Source organism: Candidatus Pelagibacter sp. (assembly GCF_052048095.1).
Classification (GTDB): Bacteria; Pseudomonadota; Alphaproteobacteria; order Pelagibacterales; family Pelagibacteraceae; genus Pelagibacter.
This window is the reverse complement of sequence record NZ_JBNAKG010000001.1, coordinates 241,061-264,068: the sequence shown is the minus strand read 5'-3', so window position 1 is coordinate 264,068 and position 23,008 is coordinate 241,061. Positions and strand designations below refer to the sequence as shown.

General features: G+C 29.5%; 25 protein-coding genes and 1 tRNA gene. 14 read left to right on the top strand and 12 right to left on the bottom strand.

What is annotated here, in order from left to right:
* Position 1 precedes the first annotated feature (1 nt).
* On the bottom strand, positions 2-1,492 hold the full coding sequence (locus ACTT9P_RS01380; RefSeq protein WP_440908902.1) for a cryptochrome/photolyase family protein: 1,491 nt from the start codon (positions 1,490-1,492) through the stop codon (positions 2-4).
* 27 nt (positions 1,493-1,519) lie between these two features.
* Here ACTT9P_RS01380 and ACTT9P_RS01375 point away from each other — a divergent pair, with 27 nt between their 5' ends.
* Genes ACTT9P_RS01375 through ACTT9P_RS01360 form a run of 4 tightly spaced genes read left to right on the top strand, consistent with a single transcriptional unit; the run spans position 1,520 to position 5,482 of the window.
* Entirely contained in the window at positions 1,520-2,230 is a 711-nt protein-coding gene (locus ACTT9P_RS01375; protein ID WP_440908901.1) for an SDR family NAD(P)-dependent oxidoreductase, read from the top strand.
* Positions 2,205-3,371, top strand: a complete 1,167-nt coding sequence (locus ACTT9P_RS01370; protein WP_440908900.1) for a putative zinc-binding metallopeptidase — start codon at positions 2,205-2,207, stop codon at positions 3,369-3,371. The genes ACTT9P_RS01375 and ACTT9P_RS01370 overlap by 26 nt, the downstream gene beginning before the upstream one ends.
* A 6-nt stretch (positions 3,372-3,377) precedes the next feature.
* Positions 3,378-4,439, top strand: coding sequence for a PQQ-dependent sugar dehydrogenase (locus ACTT9P_RS01365; RefSeq protein WP_440908899.1), 1,062 nt, complete (start codon positions 3,378-3,380; stop codon positions 4,437-4,439).
* Positions 4,440-4,492: 53 nt separating this feature from the next.
* Positions 4,493-5,482, top strand: coding sequence for an MBL fold metallo-hydrolase (locus ACTT9P_RS01360; RefSeq protein WP_440909959.1), 990 nt, complete (start codon positions 4,493-4,495; stop codon positions 5,480-5,482).
* Here the strand turns inward: ACTT9P_RS01360 and ACTT9P_RS01355 are convergent.
* From ACTT9P_RS01355 to hemC, 7 genes are all read right to left on the bottom strand, one after another.
* Positions 5,479-5,766, bottom strand: a complete 288-nt coding sequence (locus tag ACTT9P_RS01355; protein WP_440908898.1) for an SHOCT domain-containing protein — start codon at positions 5,764-5,766, stop codon at positions 5,479-5,481. The two genes, ACTT9P_RS01360 and ACTT9P_RS01355, sit on opposite strands and share 4 nt — an antisense overlap.
* A 3-nt stretch (positions 5,767-5,769) precedes the next feature.
* Entirely contained in the window at positions 5,770-5,973 is a 204-nt protein-coding gene (locus tag ACTT9P_RS01350) for a hypothetical protein (protein WP_440908897.1), read from the bottom strand.
* A 78-nt stretch (positions 5,974-6,051) separates the two neighbouring features.
* Positions 6,052-6,897: a bifunctional 5,10-methylenetetrahydrofolate dehydrogenase/5,10-methenyltetrahydrofolate cyclohydrolase gene (locus tag ACTT9P_RS01345; RefSeq protein WP_440908896.1), complete on the bottom strand. Its 846-nt coding sequence runs from the start codon at positions 6,895-6,897 to the stop codon at positions 6,052-6,054.
* 2 nt (positions 6,898-6,899) lie between these two features.
* On the bottom strand, positions 6,900-7,190 hold the full coding sequence (locus ACTT9P_RS01340; protein WP_440908895.1) for a YggT family protein: 291 nt from the start codon (positions 7,188-7,190) through the stop codon (positions 6,900-6,902).
* Positions 7,187-8,272 carry a mechanosensitive ion channel family protein gene (locus tag ACTT9P_RS01335; protein ID WP_440908894.1) on the bottom strand — a complete coding sequence of 362 codons (1,086 nt, stop codon included), beginning with the start codon at positions 8,270-8,272 and terminating at the stop codon, positions 7,187-7,189. Before ACTT9P_RS01335 ends, ACTT9P_RS01340 begins: the two co-directional genes overlap by 4 nt.
* Positions 8,273-8,274: 2 nt before the next feature.
* Positions 8,275-8,976, bottom strand: a complete 702-nt coding sequence (locus ACTT9P_RS01330; RefSeq protein WP_440908893.1) for a uroporphyrinogen-III synthase — start codon at positions 8,974-8,976, stop codon at positions 8,275-8,277.
* A 1-nt stretch (position 8,977) separates the two neighbouring features.
* Positions 8,978-9,892 (bottom strand): hydroxymethylbilane synthase, encoded by a 915-nt coding sequence (gene hemC, locus ACTT9P_RS01325; protein ID WP_440908892.1) that lies wholly within the window; start codon positions 9,890-9,892, stop codon positions 8,978-8,980.
* Positions 9,893-9,937: 45 nt separating this feature from the next.
* On the opposite strand from hemC, the gene tsaD reads away from it, so the two are divergent.
* From tsaD to acs, 3 genes are read left to right on the top strand one after another with little or no spacing between them, the layout of a single operon-like run.
* Positions 9,938-11,011, top strand: coding sequence for a tRNA (adenosine(37)-N6)-threonylcarbamoyltransferase complex transferase subunit TsaD (gene tsaD, locus ACTT9P_RS01320; protein WP_440908891.1), 1,074 nt, complete (start codon positions 9,938-9,940; stop codon positions 11,009-11,011).
* Entirely contained in the window at positions 11,011-11,424 is a 414-nt protein-coding gene (locus ACTT9P_RS01315; protein ID WP_440908890.1) for an EVE domain-containing protein, read from the top strand. Before tsaD ends, ACTT9P_RS01315 begins: the two co-directional genes overlap by 1 nt.
* Positions 11,425-11,426: 2 nt before the next feature.
* Positions 11,427-13,574, top strand: a complete 2,148-nt coding sequence (gene acs / locus ACTT9P_RS01310) for an acetate--CoA ligase (protein WP_440908889.1) — start codon at positions 11,427-11,429, stop codon at positions 13,572-13,574.
* Here acs and ACTT9P_RS01305 read toward each other — a convergent pair.
* Entirely contained in the window at positions 13,571-14,194 is a 624-nt protein-coding gene (locus tag ACTT9P_RS01305; protein ID WP_440908888.1) for an esterase, read from the bottom strand. The genes acs and ACTT9P_RS01305 overlap by 4 nt on opposite strands.
* A 124-nt stretch (positions 14,195-14,318) precedes the next feature.
* Here ACTT9P_RS01305 and ACTT9P_RS01300 point away from each other — a divergent pair, with 124 nt between their 5' ends.
* The 6 genes from ACTT9P_RS01300 to purH all read left to right on the top strand — a co-directional run bounded on the left by ACTT9P_RS01300 (position 14,319) and on the right by purH (position 20,668).
* Complete coding sequence (locus tag ACTT9P_RS01300; RefSeq protein WP_440908887.1) at positions 14,319-14,579, top strand: DUF4212 domain-containing protein; 261 nt, start codon at positions 14,319-14,321, stop codon at positions 14,577-14,579.
* The gene (locus ACTT9P_RS01295) at positions 14,579-16,387 is read left to right on the top strand and encodes a sodium:solute symporter family protein (protein WP_440908886.1); all 1,809 of its coding nucleotides are present in this window, start codon (positions 14,579-14,581) and stop codon (positions 16,385-16,387) included. Before ACTT9P_RS01300 ends, ACTT9P_RS01295 begins: the two co-directional genes overlap by 1 nt.
* A gap of 81 nt (positions 16,388-16,468) precedes the next feature.
* Positions 16,469-16,834: a hypothetical protein gene (locus ACTT9P_RS01290; RefSeq protein WP_440908885.1), complete on the top strand. Its 366-nt coding sequence runs from the start codon at positions 16,469-16,471 to the stop codon at positions 16,832-16,834.
* Positions 16,835-16,862: 28 nt separating this feature from the next.
* Entirely contained in the window at positions 16,863-17,522 is a 660-nt protein-coding gene (rpe, locus tag ACTT9P_RS01285) for a ribulose-phosphate 3-epimerase (protein ID WP_440908884.1), read from the top strand.
* A gap of 27 nt (positions 17,523-17,549) precedes the next feature.
* Positions 17,550-19,133 (top strand): heparinase II/III family protein, encoded by a 1,584-nt coding sequence (locus ACTT9P_RS01280; RefSeq protein WP_440908883.1) that lies wholly within the window; start codon positions 17,550-17,552, stop codon positions 19,131-19,133.
* Entirely contained in the window at positions 19,112-20,668 is a 1,557-nt protein-coding gene (gene purH / locus ACTT9P_RS01275) for a bifunctional phosphoribosylaminoimidazolecarboxamide formyltransferase/IMP cyclohydrolase (protein ID WP_440908882.1), read from the top strand. The genes ACTT9P_RS01280 and purH overlap by 22 nt, the downstream gene beginning before the upstream one ends.
* On the opposite strand, the gene ACTT9P_RS01270 is transcribed toward purH, so the two are convergent.
* The gene (locus ACTT9P_RS01270) at positions 20,658-21,002 is read right to left on the bottom strand and encodes a 4a-hydroxytetrahydrobiopterin dehydratase (protein ID WP_440908881.1); all 345 of its coding nucleotides are present in this window, start codon (positions 21,000-21,002) and stop codon (positions 20,658-20,660) included. The genes purH and ACTT9P_RS01270 overlap by 11 nt on opposite strands.
* Before the next feature lie 6 nt (positions 21,003-21,008).
* Positions 21,009-21,083: transfer RNA gene (locus ACTT9P_RS01265), tRNA-Gly, on the bottom strand.
* A 166-nt stretch (positions 21,084-21,249) separates the two neighbouring features.
* On the opposite strand from ACTT9P_RS01265, the gene ACTT9P_RS01260 reads away from it, so the two are divergent.
* Positions 21,250-21,891, top strand: a complete 642-nt coding sequence (locus ACTT9P_RS01260) for an LON peptidase substrate-binding domain-containing protein (RefSeq protein ID WP_440908880.1) — start codon at positions 21,250-21,252, stop codon at positions 21,889-21,891.
* Position 21,892: 1 nt separating this feature from the next.
* On the opposite strand, the gene ACTT9P_RS01255 is transcribed toward ACTT9P_RS01260, so the two are convergent.
* Positions 21,893-22,951: a ubiquinone biosynthesis protein UbiB gene (locus ACTT9P_RS01255; protein ID WP_440908879.1), complete on the bottom strand. Its 1,059-nt coding sequence runs from the start codon at positions 22,949-22,951 to the stop codon at positions 21,893-21,895.
* Between the last annotated feature and the right edge of the window lie 57 nt (positions 22,952-23,008).

The following is a 23,008-nucleotide window of genomic DNA, read 5'->3' as shown; positions in this document are numbered from 1 at the left end:
ATTAATTAGTATTTAGTTTTATAAATTTATCTGCCTCTGATAAGATCATTTTTTTTCTCTCAACTTTCATTTTATCAAAAATTCTTACCATCATTGATAATCTTGGATTTGTTAAGAAAAATTTTCTATTTCTATCTATAAATCTCCAATACAAACCATCCATCGTATTACACCAATCACCTTTTTTAAAATCCATCATTTTCATAAAATAACTAGAACCACAGATATAAGGCTTTGTTGCAAAAATTCCTCCATCACTAAATAAACCCATTCCATAAACATTTGGAACCATCACCCAGTCTGACGAATCTACAAACATTTCCATAAACCATTTGTAGACAATTGTTGGTTTTATTTCGCACAAATTCATTATGTTTGAGAGTATCATTAATCTTTCTATATGATGAGACCATCCATAATCTCTAGCATTTTTAATGGCATGATCTAAAGGAGGCAGTCCTGTTGTTCCTTCGTACCAACTCTTTTTCATTTTTCTATTTTGATTAAAAAAATTTTTTGTTTCCATCTCTTTTGAATATCCTTGATAAATACCTCTCATAAACTCTCTCCAGCCAATAATCTGACGTATATAGCCCTCTAACGAGTTCATCCTAATTTTATTTTTTTTATGAAATTCTAGAATTTTTTTTATTATAAATTCAGGTGTGATTAGTCCTAAATTTATATAGGGACTTAAAGCGCTGTGAAATAAGATGTTGTCTTTCTGATCTACTGCATCCTCATAATCACCAAATAAATTAGATTTTTCTTTAATAAAAAAGTTTAGAAGTTTCAAAACATCATTATATTCAGTTGCAAACCAAAACTGTTTCAAATCACCTGGATGATCTTTAAAGTTTTTTTCAATAATTGGTTTCAATTTTTTTGTGTGTAGGGTTTCTGTAATACTTGGAAACTTTGGGATTGATATATTTTTAGGCAATTTATTTCTATTATCTTCATCAAAACTCCACTTTCCACCCAAGGGATTTCCGTCTTTACCCATTAAAATATTTAATTCTCTTCTAGTGTCTTTATAAAACGTTGCCATAAACGGCTTTTTGGATTTGCTTAAATATTTTTTAAAATTATCTCTAGAATTAAGAAACATCGGAGTTTGAATAATGTTCCATTTTATTTTCTCTTTTTTACAAAAGTTTGAAATCTTATTTTCAAAAAACTTATCTTCAATTTCAAAACTTGTTATTTCAGTAATTTTTTTTGATTTAATTAAGGTCTTTAATTTATCTGTATAACTTAATTTGAAGCTTTTGTTATTTATGTCTAAATATTCTGTCTTAAATTTATCTTTTTTAAGTCTATCTAGATAAGAACGCATAGATGATAGAAATAATAATATTTTCTGTTGATGATGTTTTTCATAGGTGCAAAGTTCATAGTCTTCAGCTAAAAAAAATAAATGATCTTTTTTAAATTTTTCTAAGTAATTTAATGGAAATAATTGATTGCCAAGTATAAAAAACAATTTCATAATTAAATATAACTAAAATAAATTTATATGTCAGAAAAATATATAATCTTTGGTGCTACAGGATCAATTGGTTTTAGCTTAGCGGAAAAACTCAAAAACTCTGGAAATGAGTTACATCTTGTTGCAAGAAATGAAGAAGCTGTTCAAAACATTGCTGAAAAACTTAGCTGCACCTATACAGTTGCAGATGTCTTAGAAAATGATTTTATTGAAAAAGTTAAGTCAGATGTTCCTGAAGCTAAAGGAGTTGCATATTGCGTAGGTTCTATTGATTTAAAACCATTGAGAATGATCAAAGAACAAGATTTTAATAGTTGTATGAAATTAAATCTCTATTCAGCAGTTGAAGTTATTAAAGGATATCAAGAAAGTTTAAAGAAAAACAAAGGTTCAATAGTATTGTTTTCAACTGTTGCTGCACAACGTGGTTTCACTAATCATGCTATAATTGCATCAGCTAAAGCAGCTGTGGAGGGTTTAACAGTTTCACTTGCAGCAGAATTTGCACCAAACATAAGAGTAAATTGTATTGCACCAAGTTTAACAAATTCAAAAATTGCCGAACCAATGTTAAAAAATAAAGTCTTAGCAGAAGGCATAGCTAAAGCGCATCCTCTTAAAAGATTGGGTGAAGGACAAGATTCTGCAGCTTTAGCCAAATTTTTACTTACTGATGAAAGCTCTTGGATGACAGGCCAAATTATTGCCGTAGATGGCGGTAGATCAAAGTTATCTTAATAAAGATAAAAGAATGATCAAATTAACTTTCTTCATATTTTTATCTTTATTAATCTCAAATAATTCTTTTGCTAAAAGTGTTCCCTGTTGGAAAGTAAACTCAACATTAGAGGTTGTTGAATATAAAGTTTCTAATTTTATTGAGAGAATGAAAATCTGTTCGAAAGAAAGAGATGAGAATATTCAGTATTATCTAGAAACCCTTAAAACAGAAAAATTAAAAAACAATAAAACAAATGCAGCTTTAGTAACCGGAGTTACAGGAGAGCTTTATTCAAAATTTATGCAAATACCTCAAAAATACGTAAACGATCTTACTTTGAGCGCTTGTGAAAGAATAGAATCAAAAAGAAGAAGGCCTGGGAATTGCACATTAATATATGAGGGTAAAAAATTTGTAAATAATGGCTGGGTACCTTTTTATGATAATACCAAAAAAATACTCAATGTAGGTTTTGAAGATTTTGAAGCTGAAATTTTGATGAATTATCGAGGTGTAAATTTTGTAAGAGTTTTTAATAGCTCAAAATGTGGAACTATAGAACAAAATATTGAAAAAAGCTTTGTTGATGCAATGCGTAATGAATTAGATATTTATCCAGATGAGTTTTTGAAAGCAATAAATTTTAAATTTATCTTGGTGTGTAATGGTTTAAGAGGTGACAGCAGAGTACTTGGTATGGCTACACCAAGTAATTATACGTCAACCGGGTATTATTATGCTAATGCAAGTTTATTCAACAATCAAAAAATAAAAGATAAATATAAAGATATCCAGAGAGTTTTTCATCACGAACTTTTTCATATGTTTGAAGGACTAACAAAAAAACATAGATTTGATCATGAATGGATAAATTTAAATAATAGAAAAGAAAACGATTATTTAGGTCAGGTAAATATTGCAACTGATAAAGGTTACGCTCTAGCAAGAAGTATTCCTGGTTTTATTTCTAGATACTCCAATTCTGTAGAATATGAAGATAAAGCAGAAACTTATTCTTCTTTAATAATCGATCATGATGAAGTTATGGAAATTGCTAGTAAAGATCCTGTCCTTTTGAAAAAAGTAAAATTAATCAAAAAAAGAGTGCAGAAGGCTATACCTAGTATTGATGAAAACTTTTGGAAAAATCTCAATTAAGAAATAATGAAATTAATTTTATATTTATTTTTATTAAACTTTTTTGTCTTAAAAAGTTTTGGAGGTGAATATAATTTTTCAAAAATTACCGAACTAAATAGTCCTTGGGGATCTTCTTTTATTAATGAAGATGAATTGATTATAACTGAAAAAAGTGGACAGATAAAAATTATCAATATTTCAAATGGCAACACAGAGATTGTTAAACACAACTTAAATTTTACAGAGTCAGGTCAGGGAGGACTTTTAGACATTTTATATAAAGATAATCAGGTGTGGATTTCATATACAGAAGATAGAGGTAATTGGAAAACAAGCACGTCAATTGCTACTGCAACATTAAATAAGAAAAATTTGGATTTTAAAAATATATTCCAAGCAAACCCACCGATTGACTCTGGTTATCATTTTGGATCAAGATTAGCTATTAAAGATAACTATCTATTTGCATCCGCTGGAGAGAGAGGTGGTGGAATGATTGCTCAAGATCCAACTAAACACCCAGGAAGTATAATAAGAATTCATTTAGATGGAAGTATTCCAAAAGATAATCCTTATAATGATGGCAAACCAGATTGGCTCCCAGAAATTTATCAAATTGGTGTTCGTAATCCTCAAGGTCTTACCTATTCATCATTTGATGGAAAAATTTACGCAAGTAACCATGGAGCTCGTGGTGGCGACTGGTTTGGAGAAATCAAAAAAGGTGAGAATTATGGCTGGAAAATTTTAGGTTGGGGTGGAAAAAATTATTCTGGAATTCCAATTGGTCCTAAATGGAAACCAGGGTTTACGAAAGCAATTCAATATTGGGTTCCATCGATTGCCACAAGTGCTATTACAATCTACAAAGGAAAGGAATTTGAAGAGTGGAATGGTCATGCTTTAATTACGTCTCTTAAAGATCAATCTTTAAGAAAATTAATTTTTAACGATTTAGAAAGTGTCCAAGAAGAAATAATATTTCAAAGTAAGATTGGAAGAATTAGAGATATCCAAGTTCACCCGGATGATGGAAAAATTTTCTTTTTATCTGAAAATAGTTTATGGCTAATGGAAAAGAACTAATTAAAATTTTTATTCTAATTGGAGTAATTTTTTATACTTGTATTAATTTAGCAATGGCAGAAAAACCTTATCATCACTTACCAGATGGAACTTTTAGAAATCCGGAAGGATCTCCTGTAAGATCAAAAGATGTAAAATTTTCTTACAGAACATTTGTAAAAGAAAAAAAGAAAATTGATATTACCATTCCAGAAAATCATGTAATTGATAAAAAAATTGTTAGAGAAAATTTAGAAAAATATAAAAACGACGATTATATTGCTTGGATAGGACATGCTACATTCTTAATCAAATTAGGAGAAACAACGATTATTACAGATCCTGTTTTTTCTAGAAATGCTGGACCTTTAATTTTTGGCCCTAAAAGATATGTTGAGCCAGCTATTCAATTAAAAGAAATTCCAAAGACAGATGTGTTTTTACTTACTCACAATCATTATGACCACCAGGATATGAAAACCATCAGAAAATTTCCTTATAAAGATGCAAAAGTTTTGCTTCCTCTTAAGTTAGGAAAATATTTCAAAAAATACAAAGATGTAAACGAAATGGATTGGTATGATGAAATACAAATTAACAAAGATTTAAAGATTACATTATTGCCTGCCGTTCATTGGTCAAAGAGAAGCTTAACTGATACCAATAAAACATTATGGGGAAATTTTTTAATTGAATATAAAAACAAAAAAATATTTTTTGCATGTGATACTGGATATGGAAACATCTATAAAGATCTTGGGCAAAAATATGGACCTATTGATTTATCAATGATTAATATTGGAGCATATGATTTTAGACCAATGTTTGAGAAGTCTATTTATCATACAACTCCTGAAGAGGCTCTTAATATTGCTCAAGATTTAAAAAGTAAAAAAGTTTTAGGAACTCACTGGGGTACTTTTGTTTTATCATTAGAACCTATAATGGAACCTCGAGTGAGATTTAAAGATAGTGCTGAAAAATTTGGTTTTAACAAAGAGGATGCAATTATTTTTAAAATTGGTGAAATAAATTCACTTAAAAAATTATTAAATTACAATTAATTATCTAGAATTTTCTTTTTTGCTTTATCAAATTCTTCTTGAGTTAAAACTCCATCTTTTAGAAGATTATTTAATCTAGCTAACTCAGAACTTAAGTTGTCATTATTTGAATTCATAGTATTAGAATCCATTTCTTGTTGAGATTGGTTGTTTTCTTCATCTGTATTTTTTTTAGGAGCAAATTCCACTTTTGCTTTAAAACCATTCATAATTGCGGAACCGCCCAAATAAAAAACAAATGCAAGAATAGGTATTGCTAATCCAAAAAAAATTATTTTTTCCATTTTTTAATCCTCATCCTCATCTCTCCAACCTTTTTGGTACATCAAATAACCAGCTAATATTACTGCAAAAGTACCTGCCATCATACCAAAATCAAAACCAACTTGTTTACCATACAAATACCAGCCAAGTTGTGTCGCTCCAATCGGTACAGCTGTAAGCAATATCATGATTATTGCAATTCTGTATTCGTATTTAGGTTTCTTCACATACAAACACTATCAAAATGATTACAAAATAATTGATCAATACAGTCGTTGAGACAATAAAACTTTAATGAAAATGCTTTATTTTTGTGATCTTTTAAAACACTCAATTGTGTTTTTTAATAAACAGGCAATTGTCATTGGTCCAACACCTCCTGGAACAGGAGTTAATGCTTTAGCATTTTTTGAAACTTCATCAAAATCAACATCACCAACAATGCCCTTATCGGTCTTATTAATTCCAACATCGATTACTATTGCATCTTTTTTAACCCAATCACCTTTTACAAGTTCTGGAATACCTACAGCAGCTACAATTATGTCTGCTTCTAAACACTCAGCTTTTAGATCTTTAGTTCGCGAGTGTGTAATTGTCACCGTACAATTTTCTTTTAAAAGAAGTTGTGTCATTGGTTTTCCATTTAAATTCGATCTACCAACAACAACTGCTTTTTTTCCACTTAAATTTGGCTCAATTTTTTTAATTAATAAGTAGCATCCAAGAGGTGTACAAGGAACAGAGCTCTCATAACCAGAAGATAAATTTCCCACGTTCATTGGATGAAAGCCATCTACATCTTTTGATGGTGAAATTGCTTCAATAACTTTTTGTTTATCAATATGATCCGGCAAAGGTAATTGAACTAATATACCTGAAACACTATCATCATTATTTAGTTCATTAATTTTATCTAAAACAGTTTTTTCTTCAACAGTATCTGGGTATCTAATAACTTCAGATTTTAATCCAACCTCTGTGGCTGATTTTTCTTTATTTCTTACATAAATTTTACTTGGAGCAAGTTCTCCAATTAAAATCACTGTTAATCCGGGAACTTTATTATATTTACTTTTTAATTCTGTAACTTCTTGCTTAAGTTCTTCTCTTAATTCTGCTGCTGCTTTTTTTCCGTCAATTAAAATCATAATTAAAATATTAATGGTGCAATGTAGAGCTTCATACACATTTCTATAAACCAAATCAACAAAAGTAATATGATTGGAGATATGTCTAATGATCCCAGGTTAGGTAAAAATCTTCTTATTCTTACCAAGATTGGATCAGTTAAACGGTAAGTCAATTCTAATATAGAGTAAACAAATCTATTACTTGCATTAAGCACGTTAAAGGCAATCAACCAACTTAACACAACATTTGCCACTACAACATATGAGTAAAGCTTCAAAATTTGTAATATTAAATAAAAAATTGCGATCATTTCTTTTCAACATAAATTGACTGGCTTGGGAACGCAAAAGAGGCTTTATTTCCTTCAACTATCTCTTTTATTTTTATAGCTAATCTTTCTTTCACTGAAAGCCAATTATTCCAACTGTCTCCTTTTGTGAAACAACGCACATACATATCAATTGAGCTATCTGAAAATTTGTCAACTCTAACTGCAACACCTACTTTTGCATCAAAGTCTTCACTGCTAATAATATATTTTTCAATTTCGTCTCTTATTATTTTTAGCTGCTCAACAGTTGTGTCATATTGTAAAGTAATATTCCAGCTGATCAGCCAATTAGAAGTTTCACTCACATTAACAACTGCGTTTTCAGCAAATTGAAAATTTGGAATTATAGCTAATGATTTATCGAATTTTCTAATTGTTGTTGATCTAAAACCAATTTTTTCAACTATGCCCTCAATAACGCCATCAACGGAGATCCAGTCTCCAATTTTAAATCTCTTTTCAACAAGAACTAAAATACCAGAGATTAAATTCTTAAATAAATCTTGTGCTCCTAAAGCAACTGCAACACCAAACAATCCAAGTCCAGCAATAATAGGTCCAATCTTAATACCCCATAACTCAAGAACTGCTGCTAATCCTAAAATAAATATTAAAATTTTTAATGACTTTATAATCCAACCAATAAGTTCACGGGTTAATATTTGATCAAGCCCGCTTAAAATATATGAGATAGGTTCAATAATTTGATGGATAACCCAAAAAATTAATATTGTAATTAATGTTCTATTGATTGTATCTACTATTTCTCTGCCTTCAGAAGAAAAGGTCATATAATAACTTGCAATAAAAAATCCTAAAACAATTGGTAAAAATCTAGCTGGACCTACCATAGATTTTACAAACGTGTCATCTAATTTATTTGTCGTTCTTTTTGAAATAAGTTCTAATTTTTTTATAATCAATTTACTGATTATCCCTCTAAAAATTAAAAATATTAGAAAGATACCTACACCAATTAAAATCTGAAAAATATCAACACCTAGAATTCCCTTGTTCCAAACAGATAAAAAAATATCAGAAAAATTATCAATCAATTCCATAATTAAATTTTATATAACAAATACTCTTCTTCTCCAGGATTAAAAATAAAAATTTTTTTCCACTTAATTTCATTTAACACGGAAGAAGCTTTTTCACCAATACACATGAGGTTTGTGTTCAACCAATATTCATCTAATCCGGATGATTTAATAAAAGTTAAGAAACTTTTTGCACTATTTTCTGAATAAATAAAGACCATGTCAGGTATTTTATTCTTTAATTCTGATAAAAAATTTAAATCATTAGATACGTTGTGTGTGACCCTATAAGTTATAATTCTGTCGATATTATATCCTCTTTTTTTAAGTGCATTATCCAATTCAAAAGAAACCATCTCTCCACTTAAATACAAAATTTTACCCTCTGAAGTTTCAAAGTTGTTCTGAATGATCTCCATTAAAGTATCAACGCTTCCTTCTGCTGTAACAATATTTTGAAAACCTAATGAAAGAAGTCTTTTTTCAGTTGCATGACCAACGGCAAAACATACTTTTGATTTGTCTATTTCTTCAATATTTAAAAATTTTAAGGCATTCGCGCTAGTCAATATTAAAGCATTATAATCTTTAATATTATATTCTTTATTAACACTTGCTTTTTCAATTTTTAATAAAGGTAAATGAGATACGTCATGACCCAAATCTTTAAATCTTTTAATCATTGGCAAACTATCTTCTAAGGGTCGTGTTAACAAAATATGCATATTATTTTTTATAACTATTTTTTGATTTTGTTTTTAATATTTTACCAAGATTGAATCCTAAATTTTCAGCATTTTGTATAACATCAGAACTTTTTTCATAAAATCTTTGACTTCCGTCTAATGAAAATAGCTCTGCCTCTAAATTTATTTTATCCTCAATAATTTCAGAATGAACGCCAACTGCAGTTTCACAATCACCCTCTAAGATTTTTAATACCCCTCTTTCTGCGAGTGCTCTTAGTTTTGACTGTTCGTTATTAATTTTTTCTAAAATTAAATTTATTTCTTTGTCTTCTTTTCTTGATTGTAAAGCGATAATACCTTGTCCAGCACTTGGAATTATTTCTTTAGTTGAAAAAATTTCAGTTATACAATTTTCTAATTTTAAAGATTTTAAGCCTGCAATCGATAAGATAATTCCATCGTACTGTCCCTCGTTTAATTTTTTTAATCTGGTATCAACATTTCCTCGAATTAATTTACATTTTAAATCTTTTCTTAATTTATTAATTTGAAACTCTCGTCTGAATGAAGATGTCCCTATAATTGCATTCTTCTTAATAGTTGAAATTTTTGCACCTTCCCTGCTTATAAATACTTCTCTTGGATCATTTCTTTCTAAGAAACAATTAGTTGTTAGTCCCTCTGTTTCTATAGCTGGCATGTCTTTTAAAGCATGAACAGCAATATCAATTTTATTATCCAATAATTCTTGTTCAATATTTTTAGAAAATAATCCTTTTCCACCAACTTCTGATAATCTTTTATCTTGTACTTGATCGCCTTTTGTAACTATTTCTTTTATTTGGATGTCATCAGCAATTAAACTTGCGTTATTTAATAGACTCTCTTTTGCTTTATGGGCATACAATAAAGCTAGTTTGCTACCTCTACTTCCAATAATTATTTTTTTCATAGTTTTACTTTTGTAATAGTTTTACTATTAATAATAATAATTTGTATGAGTAAAAAATCCATAATTCTTGGTATCGAATCCAGTTGTGATGAAACTGCTGCTGCCATTATAACTGAAAATGATCAAAATCAACCAGTTGCATTATCTAATGTTGTTTCAAGTCAAACTAATGTTCATAAAGAGTTTGGTGGAGTAGTACCTGAATTAGCAGCGAGATCTCATTTAGAAAAAATAGATCTGATAACCAAAAAAGCAATTGAGGATAGCGGAATTAAAATTAGTGACATTGATGCTGTAGCATCTACAGCGGGACCTGGATTAGTGGTTTGTTTGTCTGTTGGTTTAAGTTTTGGTAAAGCATTTGCAAGTTCCATAAAAAAACCCTTTATTGCTATAAATCATTTAGAAGGTCATGCATTAAGTCCAAAATTAAATTCCAACTTAGATTATCCATATTTATTGTTGTTGATTTCAGGAGGGCATAGTCAATATCTAGTTGTTGAAGGGCTCAGTAAATATAAAAGAATTGGAACAACGATAGATGATGCACTTGGAGAAGCATTTGATAAAACTGCAAAATTAATTGGTATTGAGTTTCCTGGAGGACCTCAAATTGAAAAACTAGCTGAAAAAGGAAATAAAGAAAGATTTGATTTACCAAAACCAATTTTTAATAGAGGTGGGTGCAACTTATCTTTTGCAGGATTAAAAACAGCTATCTTAAAAATTTCAAAAAAAATTAAAAATGAACAAGACAAATTTGATATTGCCGCTTCATTTCAAAACACTATAGAACAAATTATGTATAAGAAAACAAATATAGCTTTTGATGAATATGAAAAAATTAGCAACTCAAATAACAATATTTTTGTAATAGCAGGTGGTGTGGCAGCTAACAAAAACTTGAGAGAAATGTTCAAAAAAATTTGTAATGAAAGAAATTTTAAATCTATTTTTCCACCAATTGAGTTATGTGGTGATAATGCTGCAATGATTGGTTTGGCGGGCTTAGAAAAATATAAATTGGGTTTATTAGATGAATTAAACTTTCCAGCAAAACCAAGATGGCAATTAGATGAAAAGGCAAGTTTTCTCAAAGGTGCTGGAGTTAAAATATAATGAACTATTGGTTATTAAAATCAGAACCTGATGTTTGGTCAATTGATCAACAGATAAAATCGGGTTCTAAGGGTGCGCCTTGGGACGGTGTAAGAAATTATCAGGCAGCTAATAATTTAAGATCAATGAAAAAAGGTGATCTTTGTTTTTTTTATCACTCTAACATTGGAAAAGAAATTGTTGGTATAGTTGAAGTTATTAAAGAGGCTTACTTGGACAAAACAGATAAAACTGGAAGGTTTGTTGCTGTTACTGTTAAATTTAAAGAGAAATTAAAAAAACCAGTGACGCTTGAAGAAATTAAAAAAAATAAGGAATTAAGCCAATTATCATTAATCAAACAAAGCAGATTATCGGTTATGAGTATAGACTCTAAAAGCTGGAAAATTCTTCTAAGAATGAGTAAAACATAGCCATGTCAAAAAAGAAAAAAACAAAATCTAAAAAAAAATCTTCAAAAAAAATAAAAAAAAGAAAACCAACTAAAAAGGTTTCTAAAAAATCAAAAAAAGTTTCCAAAAGAAAAAAAGTAAAAAAAACAAAAAAAAGAAAACCTACAAAAAAAGTTTGGAAAAAAACAAAATCAAAAAAGAAAAAAAAAATTTCAAAAAAATCAGATAGTTCTGATCAAGAGTTAGTAATCAAAACAAGATCTGAATGGATTAAAAGAAGTTTGGCTAATAAAGCTCAATATACAAAAAAATATAACGACTCTATAAAAAATAATAATGAATTTTGGGCTAAAGAAGGAAAAAGGATTAATTGGATTAAACCATATACAAAAATTAAAGATGTAAAATACAGCACATCAGAAGTTAAAATAAAATGGTTTGAGGACGGAACTTTAAATGCCTCTGCAAACTGCATCGATAGACATTTAAAAGATAAAGGCGATGAAACAGCAATTATTTGGGTGGGTGATGATCCAAAAGACACGCAAAAGATTTCTTATAAACAACTACACCAAAAAGTTTCTAAAGCTGCAAATGGATTAAAAAAACTAGGTATAAAAAAAGGTGATAGAGTAACAATATATTTGACAATGGTGCCTGAGCTAGCAGTTTTAATGTTAGCGTGTACAAGAATAGGTGCAATTCATTCAATTATTTTTGGAGGTTTTTCTGCAGATTCAATTTCAGGAAGAGTGAATGATTGCGAGTCGGAATACATCATTACTGCTGATGAAGGAGTAAGGGGTGGAAAAACAATTCCTTTAAAAGAAATCACAGATGAAGCTTTAAGAAGTTGTCCAAATGTTAAAAAATGCATTGTTGTTAAGAGAACAGGTAACTCTGTTAGTTGGGATTACGACAGAGATGTTTGGTATCATGACTTAATCAAAGATGTTCCATCTCATTGTGAACCTGAAGAGATGAACGCTGAGGATCCAATGTTCATACTTTATACATCAGGATCAACAGGAAAACCTAAAGGGGTTCTTCATACAACAGGTGGCTACATGGTTTATGCTTCAATGACTCATGAATATATATTCAACTACAAACCAAAAGATATTTATTGGTGTACAGCTGATATTGGATGGGTAACTGGTCATAGTTATATTATTTATGGACCTCTAGCGAATGGAGCGACAACAATTATGTTTGAAGGAATTCCTACATATCCTGACAGCTCACGTTGGTGGCAAATCATTGATAAATATAAAGTAAATATATTTTATACTGCGCCTACAGCAATTAGAGCCTTGATGAGAGAAGGTGATGGGCCAGTCAAGAAAACTTCAAGGAAAACATTAAAGCTATTAGGAACAGTTGGTGAGCCAATTAATCCTGAAGCTTGGATGTGGTATTTCAAAACAGTTGGAAATTCTAAAAGCCCTATAGTTGATACTTGGTGGCAAACAGAAACAGGTGGAATTATGATTGCGCCGCAAACAGGAGCCATAAATTTAAAACCTGGTTCAGCTACAAAACCATTTTATGGAATTAAGCCATCATTAGTAGATAATGATGGTAAAGAAATTAAAGGCCCGGGAGAAGGCAGATTATGTATATCTCAATCTTGGCCTGGTCAGATGAGAACTGTTTATGGTGATCACCAAAGATTTATAGATACTTATTTTTCACAGTTTGATGGAAAATATTTTACTGGTGATGGCTGCAGAAGAGATAAAGACGGTTATTACTGGATAACAGGAAGAGTAGACGATGTAATTATTGTATCAGGACATAATTTGGGTACTGCTGAAATTGAAAGTGCATTCGTTGCTCACCCTAAAGTAGCGGAGGCAGCAGTTGTTGGCTATCCTCATGATATTAAGGGTAATGGGTTGTATTGCTATGTAACATTAAATGCAGGCGAACAGGAAAATGGAGAACTTGAAAGAGATTTAAAACTTTGGGTAAGAAAACAGATAGGACCTCTAGCAACTCCAGATATTATTCATTTTTCACCAGGGTTACCTAAAACAAGATCTGGTAAAATTATGAGAAGAATTTTAAGAAAGATTGCAGCCAACGAGCATGAGCAGTTAGGCGATACTACGACTCTAGCAGATCCATCTGTTGTGGATAGTTTAGTTGAAAATAGAAAAAATATTTAAATTTCTATTCTTTCATCAAACTCTTTCTTAATGATATCCCACTTTAAGATCATTGAATTTAAAACAATCTTCCGATCAAGAGTTTTGAGTTCATCCGCAATAGGCGCCCACTGATAAAGAGATAGCGCACTAGTATTAAATGGATAATCGTTTATCTGATTATCCCAATTAATCTTTTTTAATCTCTCATCAAAATTTTTTTTTGCTTCTTCCATAATATTTTCTGGCATACCATTGGAGATTTCATCATCTAAAATATTATTAAAGATCTGGTTGGCTTTTTCTAAATCTTGGTAATTAAATTTTATTTTTAAATAAGAAAAAACATAGAATGTTAAATCCTGGAGAGAAACAGCATAAATATTCCACTTGGCTAAATTAACCGAGTTCATAAATTCATCATTTTCAAAATGAAGAACATATCTGGTGCCCATTCTAGTCTTTAAATAACTATAAAGAGTAACTTGTGCGACCCAGGCAGATTTTGTTTGAATAAACTCTTCAAGATCGTTTAAATCCTTTAATTTCTTTTTTGGAATAAAAGCTTTGAACAAACCAAATAAATAAACTTTGAAATCTGAAAATTTCAAATCACGCCATGTAAGTTTGTATTTAGACATAAATTAAGAATTTTTAACAGTTTTGGACTAAAATGTCCCTATTTTGATCATTTTTTAGACTTTAATTCTTTTTCATAATGGTTAAGGTTTTCGCTGTTATATAACAAACAAGGAGAGAGATATAATGTCTAAACAAGCACAACACTGGGAAAAGACCAGAGGTTTGCTATTTATTACTTTAGCAATCTGGGCTGTGTTCTCTATGGGTATCTTCCTTTTTGGAGCTGAAATGGAATCGGTCTCAGGACCGTTCGGTTATCCACTGACATATTGGTTTACTTGTCAGGGATCTCTTGGAATATTTGTAATCCTAATTTTCTGGTTTGCAAATAGACAAGAAAAAATCGATGAAGAGTTCGGCTTTTCTGAAAAAGGAGGCGACTAATGATTAAAGGTAATTTTATAGACAACTTGCCTAAAGTTTATGGAATCTATACAGGTGGATTTTTAGCTTTCATAATCATAATGGCTATTGCAGAGTCAGCTGGAATGTCTGCAAAAGCAATCGGAATTTGTTTCGTTGCTTTTACAGTGGCTATCTATGCAATAATTGGTTGGCTATCACGTACAGCTCAAGCTGACGCGTATTACGTAGCAGGAAGACAAGTACCTACTGTATTCAACGGAATGGCTACTGCAGCAGACTGGATGTCTGGTGCATCATTCGTTGCAATGGCAGGTGGTATTTACTTCAAAGGTTACGGTTACATGGCGTTACTTGTAGGTTGGACTGGTGGTTATGTGTTAGTTGCATCTTTATTAGCACCATACTTAAGAAAATTTGGCTGTTATACAGTTCCAGATTTCGTAGGTACAAGATACGGTGGTAATCTTGCAAGATTGTGTGCGGTAATAGTTTTAACTGTTGCTTCATTCACATATGTAACTGCACAAATTAATGCTACTGGAACAATTGCATCTGTTGCACTTGATATTCCATTTCAATACGCTGTATACGTTGGATTAATAAGTATTTTATTATGTTCAATGTTAGGTGGTATGAGAGGAGTAACTTGGACACAGGTAGCACAGTACATTGTATTAATTGTAGCTTACTTACTTCCAGTATTCTGGATCAGTAACAAAATTGGTGCGGGTTTCTTCCCACATTTTATGTTAGCTGATGAAGTAGCCAGAATTGCAGAATTAGAAGCTCAGTTTGGTTTTGTAAAAAACTCTGCTGAAAATCTAAAAGAGGTTCCAAAAGGACTTGCTGGAATAACTAAAGCTCACTCTGCAGTAAACGCAACACCTTGGCAGTTTATTTCATTAGCATTAGCGATGATGATGGGAACAGCTTCATTACCGCACGTGATGATGAGATATTTCACAACTCCAAGTGTAAAAGCAGCTAGAAAATCAGTAGGTTGGTCAGTATTCTTTATCTTCCTACTATACTCTTCTGCTCCAATGTTAGCGACGCTTTCAAAATTAGCATTGATTGATCCATCACTACCAACAGGTATTATTGGTAAATCAGTGTCTGAGGTTCAAGCGATCGATTGGTACCAAAACTGGAACTCAGCTAATCTGATGTTTATCAGCGACTTTAACGGAAATGGAACTGTTGAATTAAACGAGTTCTTCATGGGTGGTAAAGCCGTTGTATTAGCAACACCAGAGATAGCTGGATTACCATATGTAATCTCAGGTCTAGTTGCAGCCGGTGGTATGGCAGCTGCCATGTCAACAGCAGATGGTTTAATTCTAGCAATTGCAAACGCTATTTCACATGATGTGTATTACAAAATCATTGATCCAAAAGCGGAAACTGCAAAAAGACTAGTTGTTGCAAGGGTATTGCTTGTAGTAATTGGTTTTGCTGGAGCAACTATTGCAGCAATGGAGATCCAAGGTATTTTAGGTTCGGTAATCTGGGCTTTTGACTTTGCGATGTCTGGTTTATTCTGGCCACTTGTACTTGGTGTATGGTGGAGCAGAGCTAACAGAGAAGGTGCTATAGCTGGTATGATACTTGGTCTAGTATCTGGTGCTGCGTATCTAATTTGGGTACGTAATGGTGGATCTGGATTCTTAGGTATTACACAGCTAACATTTGGTATCTTCGGATCTACAGTTAGTTTGGTAGCTATGGTTGTTGTAAGTTTAATGACTGGAGCACCAAGTGCTGCTACTCAGAGAATGGTTGATGAATGTCGTGTACCGGCTGGTAAAACAGTTATTGGTAAATAAACATTTGTAAATCAATAAATAATTTAAGGGGCGATTCATTCGCCCCTTTTTTTTTGTCCATTTTTCTTTTATAAATTATTCATGTCAGGATTATCTGCAAACTTTCATCCCTTAGTTTATATAATTGATTATGCCCTAGGTATGATCATGTGGACTTTGATTGGTAAAGTGGCAATGAATATTTTTCAAAAGGAAGATTCAGAATTTTTTTTCATGAAAGTATTTGTTAAAATAACTAACCCTTTCATAAAATTATTTAAACCCATCACACCATCATTTATTATCCCACCTCTAGTACCTTTATATATAGCTTGGTTCTTTTTTATGATCAGATTTTATTTAGTACCTTATGTACTTGGTTATTCTGTAATGGGTATGTTGTCATTTCCTCTTGAAAGTGAAATTTCTAGACAGATTTATCAATTTTTTAATTCAATAAAATTTTAAAAATTGGTAAAACTTAAAAACGTTACTAATGAAAAAAATACAAATATCACCTTCAATTCTCTCAGCAGATTTTAGTCAACTTGGAAATGAAATCAAAAAATTAGAGGAAGGTGGTGCCGATATGGTGCATGTAGATGTTATGGATGGACACTACGTTCCAAATCTTACAATTGGTCCACCAGTAATTAAGGCTCTTAGAAAGCATACCAAATTATTATTTGATGTACATTTAATGATATCACCAGTTCATAAATATATAGAGGATTTTGCTAATGCAGGTGCCGACATCATAACTATTCATCCAGAAGCAACTGACAACCTTCAAGATTCAATTAAAAAGATAAAAGAATTTAATAAGAAAGTTGGTGTGTCTCTTAATCCAGAGTCTAAGTTAGAATTAATAGAAAACTCGTTAGATCAAGTTGATCTAGTGCTAATAATGAGCGTTAATCCAGGATTTGGTGGACAAAAATTTATTCCAGAAGTTTTAGAAAAAGTCAAAAAATTAAAGCAATTACGTACTGATAGAAAACTAAATTTCGACATAGAAATTGATGGTGGTATTAATTTTGAAAATTCCAAATCAGCGATAGAAGCTGGGGTTGATATTCTAGTTTCTGGCACAACTATTTTCAAAAGTAACAACGGCAATATAAAGAAAAATATTGATTTGTTAAAATCAATATAGATTTTTATTAACCATATTTAATTTTATATGCTTACAAGTTTAAAGAATATTTATCTTAATTCATTTTTATATGATAAGAAAATTTCTAAACCTCTTTATGGTTCACTCCAATTTAAACCAAATTCTTTTCTTATTTCTTCAATAGTTAAAATACATTCAGTAAAGCTAAATATAAATGAATTTGCAATGGATGAGGTGTGGACAAATAAACAATTAAATACAATTCAGATCAAAAAATTGAATAATTTTTTTTGGATTTTTAGTTTAGATTTAAAATCATCTGACAAGGATGTTCAGAAAATTATTAAAAATTGGATTGTTTTAAATCATAAATATAACTCAAATAGTTGGGAATTTAACACAACAGCGAAAAGAATTATTTCTTGGCTATCTAATACAAGGCTGACATATGAAGGCAGCTCCTTTGATTATAAAAATAACTTTGATACCTCGGTAAAAAAACAATCTATCCATTTATTAAATCAAATTAATGAACCTAAAAATTCAAACGATAAATTGCTTGGTATTAGCGCAGTTATTCTTTTTACATTATGCTATAATAAGCCAAATAAAATTTTTGAGAATTCTTTGGAGGTTCTCAAAAAAATATTGAATAATTCCATAGACAAATTTGGTTTCCCTAAATCAAGAAATGTCAATCAAGCAATCTTTTTTCTAAAATATTTAATACTTATTCGAGAATGGCTTAAGGAATCTCAATCACCTATTCCGGAATTTGTAGAAGAATTTATATTTTATTTAGGACAGTCTTATACATTTTTTTGGAAAAATATAAAATTTGATCCTTTATTTAATGGTAACAATATCTCAAATAATAATGAGTTCGATCAATATCTAAAGAGATTAGGTTATTCGTTCAAAAATGATAATCATGAATACTCAGACTACGTTTCTTTATTCAATAAAAATATAAATTTATTCATGGACGTGGGATCATCGCCCAATAAAAATTTTTCAAATGATTATCAAGCTGGAGCATTATCTTTTGAATTTTTATCAAAAGGTAAAAAAATTTTTACAAATTCAGGATATTATAGAAAACAAAATTCTAAACTAAATGAACTTTCCAAATCATCTGCAATGCATAATACACTTGTTATTGATGACACCTCTTCTTGTAGATTTAATAAAAAGGACGGTAGATTATTTGAAATTAAAAACCATCTAAACATATTAAGAAAAAATATAGTTTTTGAGAAAAATTATTGGAAAATCAATGCATCTCATGATGGGTTTTTAAAAAAATTTAATTTAATTTATGAAAGAGAGATAGAATTTTACCCAGAAAATTCAAAACTGGTAGGAACGGAAAATATCATTGGTAAAAAAGATTTGCCAAATCTAAAATTTGATATTCGATTTCACCTCGATCCTTCTTCAAAAGTAATGAAAACTCAAGATAATAAATCTATTTTAATTGAAATAGCAGATGAGGGTTGGAAATTTAATTGTAATAACTATGATATAGATATTGATAATGGATTGTATTTCGGTAAGAAAAATACTCACGTCGATAATCAAAATATATTTATTACTGGAATAATAAGTGAAAAAAATACAAATATTAAATGGGAGTTAACAAAAATTTAATGTCTAAAATAAAAAAAGCATTAATTTCATTATCAAATAAGGATAACTTAAAAAATCTCCTTACTTGCTTAAGAAAACATAAAATTCAAATAATTAGTTCTGGTGGCACCTATAAAGCAATTAAAAAACTAAAATTTAAATGTTTAGAAGTTTCTGATTTTACAAATTCACCCGAGATATTGGACGGCCGTGTTAAAACTTTACATCCTAAAATTCATGCAGGAATCTTAAATAAAAGGAAAAACAAAAAACATATTCAACAGCTAAAAGAAAATAATTTTGAAAATATAGATTTAGTGATTGTAAACTTTTACCCCTTTGAAGAAACAATCAAAAATACTAAAGATCATAAAAAAATAATTGAAAATATAGATGTTGGCGGTCCCACGATGGTGAGAGCTGCTGCAAAAAATTATGACGATGTAACAGTGATAACATCTGTAGATCAATACGATGACTTAATTTCACAACTTAATACTAACAAGGGTTCTACATCAGTAGATTTTAGACAAAAAATGTCAAAAATAGCTTTTAGTGAGACAGCTTATTATGATGCTTTAATTTCTAATTATTTTAATAAATTAACTAATGATGATTTTCCAAAAAAGAAGATATTAGCATCTAATCTTATAGATAAATTGCGTTATGGTGAAAACCCACATCAACATGGTGCAATTTATTCAAGTTCTAAAGAACTAAAATTAAAACAACTTAACGGTAAACAACTAAGCTACAATAATTTTAATGATATTTTTGCTGCTCTGACTATTTCAAAATCATTATCAAAAAATAATGGAGTTGTAATTGTAAAACATGCTAATCCCTGTGGAGTTTCAATTAGAAAAAACAATGTAGAATGTTACAAATCTGCATTGGCATGCGATCCAGTAAGTGCATTTGGAGGTATAGTTTCATGTAACTTTAAAGTGAGTGCTAAATTGGCAACAGAGCTTAATAAAATTTTTCTCGAGGTAATAGTGGCAAATGGATTTGATAATTCGGCTTTAAAAATTTTAAAAAAAAGAAAAAACATAAGACTAATAGATGCAACTAATTTTAATAAAACTGAGAATCTTAAAATTATGTCTAACAATGAAGATTTTTTAATTCAAAATGATGACAAAATAAATTTTCAAACTAAAGATTTTAAAGTTGTTTCAAAATTAAAGCCCTCTTCTTCACAAATGAAAAATTTAATATTTGCGTTTAATATTTGTCGTTATGTAAAATCTAACGCTATTGTTTTAGCACATGAAAATTCAATAGTTGGTATTGGATCTGGTCAACCAAGTAGATTGGATAGTTGTGAAATTGCAATTAATAAGATGAAAAAATTTGTAAATCCCGATGATGATATAGTTGCTGCCTCTGATGCTTTTTTTCCATTTGTAGATGGCATTGAAAAACTTATCCAATCTGGTGTGTCCGCGGTTATTCAACCAGCAGGATCGATTAGAGATAAAGAGATAATTAAATTTGCAAATGAAACTGGAACTATTCTAGTTTTTTCTAAAACAAGACATTTTAGACATTAAAAATATCATCAATTTTTGCTGCTAATATAAAATCATTCTCGGATAATCCTTCAATAGCATGTGTTGTAATATTTATTATGGCATAACCCCATCCAAAATGAATATCTGGGTGATGATCTTCGGCTTCAGCTATCTTACCTACATTTTGTACAAAATTCTCGCTCTCTAAAAAATTTTTAAATTTAAAATTTTTTTCTAATAAAAAAATATTTTGTTCATTTTTTTTGATATCCCAACCATCAACCTTTTTTTGATATTTATGTATTTCAGAAATATCAAATGGAATTACTCCACCCTCACAAGGTACACATTTTTTTTTTAATAGGTCATTCATGATTTTTGGAGCGGGCAAAGGGGGTCGAACCCTCGACCTTCTCGTTGGCAACGAGACGCTCTACCACTGAGCTATGCCCGCATCTTAAATTATCGTTGAAACTATTAGTATTTTTTAATTTAAGCAACTATTTAATTTAGAAAAATAATTTTTAAAGAAAGTTAATTTTATACGATTATTATTATTTCAAAATTAAAATGATCGTATTGAAACATAAAATAATATAATTATATCTGTAACACCAATTATGATTAACCTACCTAAAATCATCCCTATTTTTCCATTAAGCAATTTTATAATTTTTCCTAAAACTTCTGTCCCATTGAATATTTTTGAACCAAGATATATTGAGATGATAAATGATAGTATGAAGTCAGAAAAGCTTATTGGGATGATTCAACCTAAGAATAACAACGGTAATTTAGATAATGTACCCGAATTACACGATGTTGGTTGTTTAGGAAAAATAACAAGTTTTAAGGAAACTGAAGATAAAAGATATCTAATTGAATTAAGAGGGTTAATAAGATTTGAAGTTTTAACTGAAATCCATAATGAAAAAAAATACAGAGAATGTGAGGTTCAGTACAACAATTATGAACACGATTTAAGTGATATAAAAGAAGATCTTAAATTTTCTGACTTAGAATTAATATTTAAGGATTTAAGATCATTATTTGAAAAAAAGGGTTTTATCATTAACTGGAAAGCTTTAGAACAACAAAGTTTAGATGAAACAATTAATGCTTTAGCTATGGCATCACCTTTTTCATTGGAAGAAAAACAAGTTTTGTTAGAAACAAAAAATTTGCATCAAAGGAAAGTAAAGATTTCAGAAATTTTAACAACTTATTCTTATGATAATTTCGATAATACAACTATTCAATAAATTATATCGATCCTACATCAGCCACTAATTTAAATGTTTTATTTAAAACTTTGTTTTTAACTATTACGGAAACAGAATTGTTTAAAAATTTATTATTTATTTTTCTCTCAAAATTAAAAAATTCATAAATAAAATCTATTCCTTGTGAAAATAAATAATTTTTTGATTTTGTAATTTTTTCAAATTCAAAAAAAATAGAACTGTCAAAACCTAATCCTAATTTTTGCTTCTCTTTAATTAAATTAGTGAGAATCTTAATATCTCTTAAAGTCATATTGTAACCCTGTCCTGCTAAAGGATGAATTCTATGCAAAAGATCACCGAAGGCTAATATGTTTTTATTATAGTATGACCTTAAATTTGAAGACTTAAGATAAAAAGATTCAAATTCTATAATTTTTTTTATTTCATACTTATTATTATATTTTTTAATAAGATTTAAAAATTCTCTCTTATCAATTTGTTTTTTTTTGTTTAAAGAATAAACAATTGAAGTTTCGCGATTTGATATTGGTAAAAAAGCAATGGGACCATTTTTGGTAAATACCTGTATTGCTTTATTATTTTTTAATTCTTTATGTTTTAAAATTGTTGTGTAAGCATAAGAATTATAATTTTTTTCAATTCTTTTTGAAAAAAATTTTTTCGTTACTGGATGATGAAAGTCACAATTAATTATCAACTGATAGTTTTTTTTTTCTAGTTTAGATATTTTTCTAAATTTTTTTGTTTTTTTTAGTGAATTTAATAGAACTTTTTGAATATCGTTATTTTTAACAATAAAAAATAATTGATTAGAATCTTTGAAATTTATTAAATCCTTTTTTAAATTATTATCTGTATAAATTTGGATGGAATTAATATTCCAACTTAAATTTCTAATATTAAATATATCGTCACAAAAATATTTAAAATTTGTTTTTGATATGCCTATAGTTCTTGATTTATTATTTAATTTTAAGTTTTTGCTTGTAATTATATCAACACTTAAATTTGCATTAACTAAACTCTTAGCAAGTGCTAAACTAGTTAAATTTTCTCCAAGAATACAAATCTTCATATATTTTAATTTTAACAACAAAAATTAGATGATACAAAGTGGTAAATTTGATTCATT

Bases quoted from the DNA above. Each gene is read 5' to 3' on its own strand.
- ACTT9P_RS01380 (WP_440908902.1), bottom strand. From the start codon at position 1,492: ATGAAATTGTTTTTTATACTTGGCAATCAATTATTTCCATTAAATTAC.
- ACTT9P_RS01365 (WP_440908899.1), top strand. From the start codon at position 3,378: ATGAAATTAATTTTATATTTATTTTTATTAAACTTTTTTGTCTTAAAA.
- ACTT9P_RS01345 (WP_440908896.1), bottom strand. From the start codon at position 6,897: ATGATTTTAATTGACGGAAAAAAAGCAGCAGCAGAATTAAGAGAAGAA.
- hemC (WP_440908892.1), bottom strand. From the start codon at position 9,892: ATGAAAAAAATAATTATTGGAAGTAGAGGTAGCAAACTAGCTTTATTG.
- ACTT9P_RS01290 (WP_440908885.1), top strand. From the start codon at position 16,469: ATGTCAGGATTATCTGCAAACTTTCATCCCTTAGTTTATATAATTGAT.
- rpe (WP_440908884.1), top strand. From the start codon at position 16,863: ATGAAAAAAATACAAATATCACCTTCAATTCTCTCAGCAGATTTTAGT.
- ACTT9P_RS01340 (WP_440908895.1), bottom strand. From the start codon at position 7,190: ATGATCGCAATTTTTTATTTAATATTACAAATTTTGAAGCTTTACTCA.
- ACTT9P_RS01330 (WP_440908893.1), bottom strand. From the start codon at position 8,976: ATGCATATTTTGTTAACACGACCCTTAGAAGATAGTTTGCCAATGATT.
- ACTT9P_RS01305 (WP_440908888.1), bottom strand. From the start codon at position 14,194: ATGTCTAAATACAAACTTACATGGCGTGATTTGAAATTTTCAGATTTC.
- purH (WP_440908882.1), top strand. From the start codon at position 19,112: ATGGGAGTTAACAAAAATTTAATGTCTAAAATAAAAAAAGCATTAATT.
- ACTT9P_RS01260 (WP_440908880.1), top strand. From the start codon at position 21,250: ATGATTAACCTACCTAAAATCATCCCTATTTTTCCATTAAGCAATTTT.
- ACTT9P_RS01355 (WP_440908898.1), bottom strand. From the start codon at position 5,766: ATGGAAAAAATAATTTTTTTTGGATTAGCAATACCTATTCTTGCATTT.
- tsaD (WP_440908891.1), top strand. From the start codon at position 9,938: ATGAGTAAAAAATCCATAATTCTTGGTATCGAATCCAGTTGTGATGAA.
- acs (WP_440908889.1), top strand. From the start codon at position 11,427: ATGTCAAAAAAGAAAAAAACAAAATCTAAAAAAAAATCTTCAAAAAAA.
- ACTT9P_RS01315 (WP_440908890.1), top strand. From the start codon at position 11,011: ATGAACTATTGGTTATTAAAATCAGAACCTGATGTTTGGTCAATTGAT.
- ACTT9P_RS01255 (WP_440908879.1), bottom strand. From the start codon at position 22,951: ATGAAGATTTGTATTCTTGGAGAAAATTTAACTAGTTTAGCACTTGCT.
- ACTT9P_RS01335 (WP_440908894.1), bottom strand. From the start codon at position 8,272: ATGGAATTGATTGATAATTTTTCTGATATTTTTTTATCTGTTTGGAAC.
- ACTT9P_RS01375 (WP_440908901.1), top strand. From the start codon at position 1,520: ATGTCAGAAAAATATATAATCTTTGGTGCTACAGGATCAATTGGTTTT.
- ACTT9P_RS01270 (WP_440908881.1), bottom strand. From the start codon at position 21,002: ATGAATGACCTATTAAAAAAAAAATGTGTACCTTGTGAGGGTGGAGTA.
- ACTT9P_RS01280 (WP_440908883.1), top strand. From the start codon at position 17,550: ATGCTTACAAGTTTAAAGAATATTTATCTTAATTCATTTTTATATGAT.
- ACTT9P_RS01360 (WP_440909959.1), top strand. From the start codon at position 4,493: ATGGCAGAAAAACCTTATCATCACTTACCAGATGGAACTTTTAGAAAT.
- ACTT9P_RS01300 (WP_440908887.1), top strand. From the start codon at position 14,319: ATGTCTAAACAAGCACAACACTGGGAAAAGACCAGAGGTTTGCTATTT.
- ACTT9P_RS01370 (WP_440908900.1), top strand. From the start codon at position 2,205: ATGGCGGTAGATCAAAGTTATCTTAATAAAGATAAAAGAATGATCAAA.
- ACTT9P_RS01295 (WP_440908886.1), top strand. From the start codon at position 14,579: ATGATTAAAGGTAATTTTATAGACAACTTGCCTAAAGTTTATGGAATC.